4 protein-coding genes are annotated in these 5,374 nt (G+C 61.8%); 2 read left to right on the top strand and 2 right to left on the bottom strand.

The features are described from left to right. Together ACN269_RS35155 and ACN269_RS35150 are read left to right on the top strand one after the other, a co-directional pair. The coding region (locus ACN269_RS35155) for a hypothetical protein (RefSeq protein ID WP_421477723.1) at positions 1-918 on the top strand (918 nt) is incomplete at its 5' end. A gap of 59 nt (positions 919-977) precedes the next feature. Next, the gene (locus ACN269_RS35150) at positions 978-2,480 is read left to right on the top strand and encodes an aldehyde dehydrogenase family protein (RefSeq protein WP_421477721.1); all 1,503 of its coding nucleotides are present in this window, start codon (positions 978-980) and stop codon (positions 2,478-2,480) included. A gap of 286 nt (positions 2,481-2,766) precedes the next feature. On the opposite strand, the gene ACN269_RS35145 is transcribed toward ACN269_RS35150, so the two are convergent. Together ACN269_RS35145 and ACN269_RS35140 are read right to left on the bottom strand one after the other, a co-directional pair. Further along, positions 2,767-4,239 (bottom strand): class I adenylate-forming enzyme family protein, encoded by a 1,473-nt coding sequence (locus ACN269_RS35145; protein ID WP_421477719.1) that lies wholly within the window; start codon positions 4,237-4,239, stop codon positions 2,767-2,769. A 225-nt stretch (positions 4,240-4,464) separates the two neighbouring features. Further along, on the bottom strand, positions 4,465-5,374 hold a 910-nt coding region (locus tag ACN269_RS35140; protein WP_421477717.1), incomplete at its 5' end, for an NmrA family NAD(P)-binding protein.

Below are 5,374 nucleotides of genomic sequence, written 5' to 3'. Positions count from 1 at the left end.
AAGAAAGGCCGGAGCGGGGCCTTCGAACTCAGCCGCGCGTATCCCACTATGGGCGGCTATCCAGGGACTCCGCATCCGTTGTTCTACGGTGTGCGCAATAGCCGTGCGCAGGCTGCGATATACGAATTGATGGACCGCGCGAGTGTGATCGAGGTGCCCGAGCCAGTCAACTCGTTGGATGAGGCTTACGCTGTGGCGCCGGGCAAGCGGCCGCTGATTGTGAATGCCAGCCACAACACCGCCCTGCTGCGTGGCCAAGCGCCCCACGTCGATTGGGCCACGATCGCAGTTCAGGCGCCATTGATAGTGCGGCCCAGTGGTTTTCGGCACATCACGAGCAATGCTGCGCTGTTCACCGGTGTTCGCCGCGCCGGCCGGGTCGTGGTCGGGCTGTTCAACCCATATGGAGATCCGTTGTCACCGCGATCGACGTTCTACGGGATCATGGTCGGCGAAGTGTCCCAGCGGGCCGGATACGACAAGCAGCGCGAGATCGACACCATGACCGATGAACTCTATGGAATCGCCGATGCGCTGGGTATGGACGTTGATGACCCGGGGGAGACGCTGTTTTCGGGGTTCATTCCGGGCTCGCCCTGGAAGGCACCTCAGTCACCCCCGGGCACGTTGGAACTGCAACTGATCTCGCACCAAGGGGTTTCGGCGACCTTCTCCGATGGGATGACCTCGGGTGCAGCGGCGGCAGTGGCCGCCGCCGAGGCGGTGATCAGGGGCGCCGATCCCGATCTCGCGGCCCGCCGCGCGGTACGTCAGATCACGCGTGACCGCCGAATCTTCAATCTCCAAAGAAACAAGATGGCGTTGGGGTGGGACATCCTCATTCGCACAGCCCCAGAGGTCGTTTCGATATACCCCTACACCATCAACGCCAGAGCCAACTGGCGCAGCGCCGCCTGACAGCACTTCTGCTGCCCCGGCCTCGACCCGTACATCTCAACCGATAGAAAAGGATAACAATGACTACCACCGAAAACGGCACCAACTCCGCGCCCAAGCCGCGCGTCTCTACCGCGAAGACGTTGCCGAGCGGGGCAACGCAATCGACGACCGCGAGTGCGGAGCTCGCTGAGGTATTCGCACAGCAGCGCGCGGTGTTCGACCGTAATCGCGCTCCAGCACTACATGAGCGCAGGGCGGCTTTGCTCAAGCTGCAGCGGCTCATCGAACGGAATCGGCTGATTCTCGTTGAGGCCGCCAACGCCGATTTCGGCGTCAGGGCGACGTTCGAGACAGAGATGTCCGAAGTCGTGGGGACCATAAGCATCATCCGCTACATGCGGCGCCATCTTCGGTCGTGGATGGCTCCGCGCCGGCGTGCGGTGTCGGTGTGGTACAGGCCGGCCAAGAACCGTGTCGAACCGAGTCCCCTCGGAGTTGTGGGTGTCGTCTCACCGTGGAACTTTCCGCTACACCTGGCATTGATTCCTGCGGCCACGGCGCTCGCCGCAGGAAACCGCGTGATGCTGAAAGTCAGTGAGTTCACCCCACACACGTCGGCGGTACTCAAGCGGCTCATCCAGGAGAACTTCAGCCCTGATCAGTTCTATGTCAGCGATGGTGGCGGCGAAGTGGCCTCGGCGTTCACAAAGCTGCCGTTCGACCACCTCATCTTCACCGGCTCCACCCAGGTCGGAAAGCTCGTCGCCAAAGCCGCCGCCGACAACCTCACACCGGTGACGCTCGAACTCGGTGGCAAGAGCCCGGTGATCGTGGACGAAAACTACGACATCGGGTCAGCCGCAGCCACGGTAGCGTGGGCGAAGCTCTACAACGGCGGTCAGGTCTGCGTCTCTCCCGACTACGCCTTGGTGCCCAGAGGTCGGGAAAAGGAGTTCGCGATCGCCGCGCGGCAGGCGGCTCGCGCCCTCTACCCGCAGGCCGCTGGAAATCCCGACTACACAGCAATTCTCAATCAACGCCACTATGATCGGATCCAGGCCTACATCACCGAAGCCCAGGCCTCGGATCTGGAATTGATCAATGCCGAGGATCCTGAGTTGGGCAGAGAGAGCCGGCAGCTTCCGCTGACCATGGTCCTCAATCCGCCGGCTGACTCAACGGTGATGGAGGACGAGATCTTCGGGCCTGTCCTGCCGATCATCGGCTATGACTCCGACCACGACGCAATTAACTTCGTGAACTCGCGGTCAACGCCGTTGGCGCTATACCTGATGAGCAACGGAAAGCAACGACAGCAGCGGTGGCTGACTCGCATCGCCAGCGGCAGCGCGGTGGTCAACGACCTGATGGTCGGTTACCTGCAAAATGACCTGCCCTTTGGCGGCCGCGGAGGATCGGGATACGGCGCCTACCATGGGCGCGAAGGATTCGACACCATGTCGCATCTGCGTCCAGTCATGTACCAGAGAGCTATCTTCGGACGCACAGGCGGCCAGATGCTCTACCCCCCTTACGGCAAGGTCGCTGACATCCTGCTCAACCTTATGCGCCGCATCTAGCGAGTTCGTTGGGACTGGGACGCCGAGCCTCCCGTTCGGGGGGCCGGGTCCCGCGCTTCCCATCCCGCCGGGGTACATTCGTCGTTCCGATGTCGCTGGTCGACGCGTACAAGCCCGGAAGCCTTCATCGCAACTGCGACAGGTCGAGAATCTGCTCGACGGTCTCCGTCGCAGTCACGCTGGGCCTGCCGACGACGTCGTTGTAGATCGCTATCAAGTGATGTCTAGCGCTCACATGGATCAGCAAGACCGCTGGTGACGCCGCGGGCCTAAAGTGGCGGGAGCGTCAGGTCGCCGTGGTCGCGGCGACGGTGTCAGCGGCCATCCGGCGCAGCGTGGGTTTGTCGGGTTTTCCAACCGGGTTCTTGGGAAGCTCGTCAGTAAGTGTGATGGCCTCAGGCACTTTGACTTTCGCCAGGTTGCGGCGGCAGTGAGCAGCGAGGTCGTCTACATCGAACGCAACTCCGGGATAGACCTGTACATAGGCCACCGGCACCTCGCCGAGTACCTCGTGGGGACGTCCGACGACTGCGGCATCGAGCACACCGTCGAATGCCGTCAATACCGATTCGATCTCCTTGGGGTAGATGTTCTCCCCGCCGCGGATGATCATGTCCTTGATCCGCCCGACGATGCGTAGATACCCGTCGTCGTCGAGGATTCCGACATCTCCGGTGCGTAGCCAGCCGTCTACGATGGTCTCGGCAGTGGCTTCGGGGCGGCCGAGATATCCGCGCATCAGGGCGGGACCGGTGATGACAACCTCACCGCGTTCGCCTCGGGGCAAGAACTCTCCTGTCGGAGAAATGATTTCGACCTGCTGACCGCGTATGGCTGGCCCTACCGTGCCGAGCTTTCTGGGACCGTGAATCGGGTTCACGGTCGAGGCGCAGGTGGCTTCGGTCAGGCCGTAACCCTCGACGATGACCATCCCGAAGCGTTCCTGCGCGGCCGTCATCAATTCCTGGGACAGCGGAGCCGCGCCACATGCCGCGAAGCGCAGAGACGAAGTGTCCGGTCGGACGTCGTCTGGCAGCGCGACGAGCATGGAAAGAATGGACGGCACTGTGGAGAAGTATGTGGGCCGCAGTTTCTCTACTTGCTCGAAGAATCGGCTTACCGAGAACTTGCCTACGATGCTCGTCTGAGCGCCGACGCGAAACGGTGTGAAAGTGCTGAGCATCAGCGCGTTGACGTGGAACAGCGGCAGGATCAACAAGCTGTGGTCCTGTGGTGTGAGTTCCATGTGTTCGACAAAAGCGGTTGTCATCGCGTCGATGTTGGCGTGATCGAGCATCACGCCCTTTGGTTTACCGGTTGATCCGCTGGTGTAGATCAGCAATGCCACATGGTCTTTGGCCAGTTCGACGGGCTGGGGGCCAGGCCCTGGGCTGGCGAGTTCGTCGACGTGAATGGTGGGGCGGCCGGCGCTAGGTGCCTCCGGCGACTCGTTGATCACGAGATGCGCGTCGCAGTCGTTGATTTGGTACTGCGCTTCGGCGGCGGTGAACGCCGAATTGACCGGAGTGGCGATGCCACCCAACCGCCACGCGGCCAGCATCGCCACCACCAGCTCAACGCGGTTGGGCAGCATCACCGCCAGGACGCTTCCTTCACCGAAGCCCTGCGCGGCCAGTTGGCCTGCAACTGCGGCCGTCCAATCGTCAAGTTCGCCATAGTTCAATGCGACCGCGTCATCGCGCAGCGCCGGCGCCGACCGATCCCTGTCAGGAGTCCACGGTAGATATGGAAAGGTCACAGTGCTCCTGAGTGCTCGAATCGCCGTGCGTGCCGACACCAACCAGTGCCTGCCCACGGCGCGACTTCACTTTTCAACCGAGACGGTGAATCGCTTCCAGCGTAGGGCGCCGTGTTGCATGAACACTAGGACGAGTGCGCCAATGACTGGGATCAATCGGTCGTCACGTCGAGTCGTTCCACTTAGCCGGCTGCCGGCGCGGGGCGCGCGGCGCTGCTGCTGAGATTACAGCTTGCCGCTCCTCAAATCCGCACTGTCCTTGAGGATGGGAGAATCAGCAGTCCAATTCTCCGGCTGTATACGTTCCCACAGACTGCCCTTGCCGAGTTCTCGTCCGAGCTTGTCTTCTCGTCTGAACCATTCCTCGGCGGTTTTGACCCTGTCGGGGTGGATCTCATCGAGCAGGGCATAGTCGCGGGTGATGAATCGGGCTTTCCACATATTCCAGAATCCGGTGAAGTTGTCCCGAAAGCTCATGGTGCTCTTGTCGTTTGGGTCTGCGTTGTATCCAGCCGGCAGATCCGCGACCCTGCTGAGTGGGCCGTTCCAATACTCCTCGAGAGTGGTGTCGATGTACTGGGCGCGGTGTCCGGTCACCTTCTCGAACGCCGCTGCCAGGTCGGTGTAGCTGACATCGCCGATCGCGGTTTCCAGATTCATGCCGTTGGCCAGGCGAGGATGGTCGAACAGCCAGCGAACGTAGTAACCGCAATCGTCGAGCGCCACGTGGGGGACGGCCCCATTGCCGAGGGGCACTCGCCAGGTGACCACGCCGTCCTCGATGGTCGGCGTCATGGGAGTCCTCGGTGATACGGTCATTTCGATGTAGGGGCCCGTGGTGAAGATCGCGGCACCCATTCTGTCTCCGTTGGCCTGGTTCTGCGACAGGATCCATTCGGCCATCCGGCCTTTGCCGTCATAGTGGCCGGTGCGGAACTTGGAGTCGTAGCCCGATTTCTTCAGTGCGTAGTCGAGGTTTCCGTAGACGAAGAACTTGATGCCCTCTTCGAGGGCGATCTCATAGCTGCGGATGGCCCAGTAGGTTTCGGTCTTCTCACCGGTGTTGAACCCGTCGATGTTGACGAACGCCCCGTCGCATCCACCGAACCCCTCCCGTAGGACGTCGTCATCGGCG

Source organism: Micromonospora sp. WMMD736, from assembly GCF_049179015.1.
In the GTDB taxonomy this organism is placed as follows: domain Bacteria; phylum Actinomycetota; class Actinomycetes; order Mycobacteriales; family Micromonosporaceae; genus Micromonospora.
This window is presented reverse-complemented; position numbering and strand designations above follow the sequence as displayed.

Bases quoted from the DNA above. Each gene is read 5' to 3' on its own strand.
- ACN269_RS35150 (WP_421477721.1), top strand. From the start codon at position 978: ATGACTACCACCGAAAACGGCACCAACTCCGCGCCCAAGCCGCGCGTC.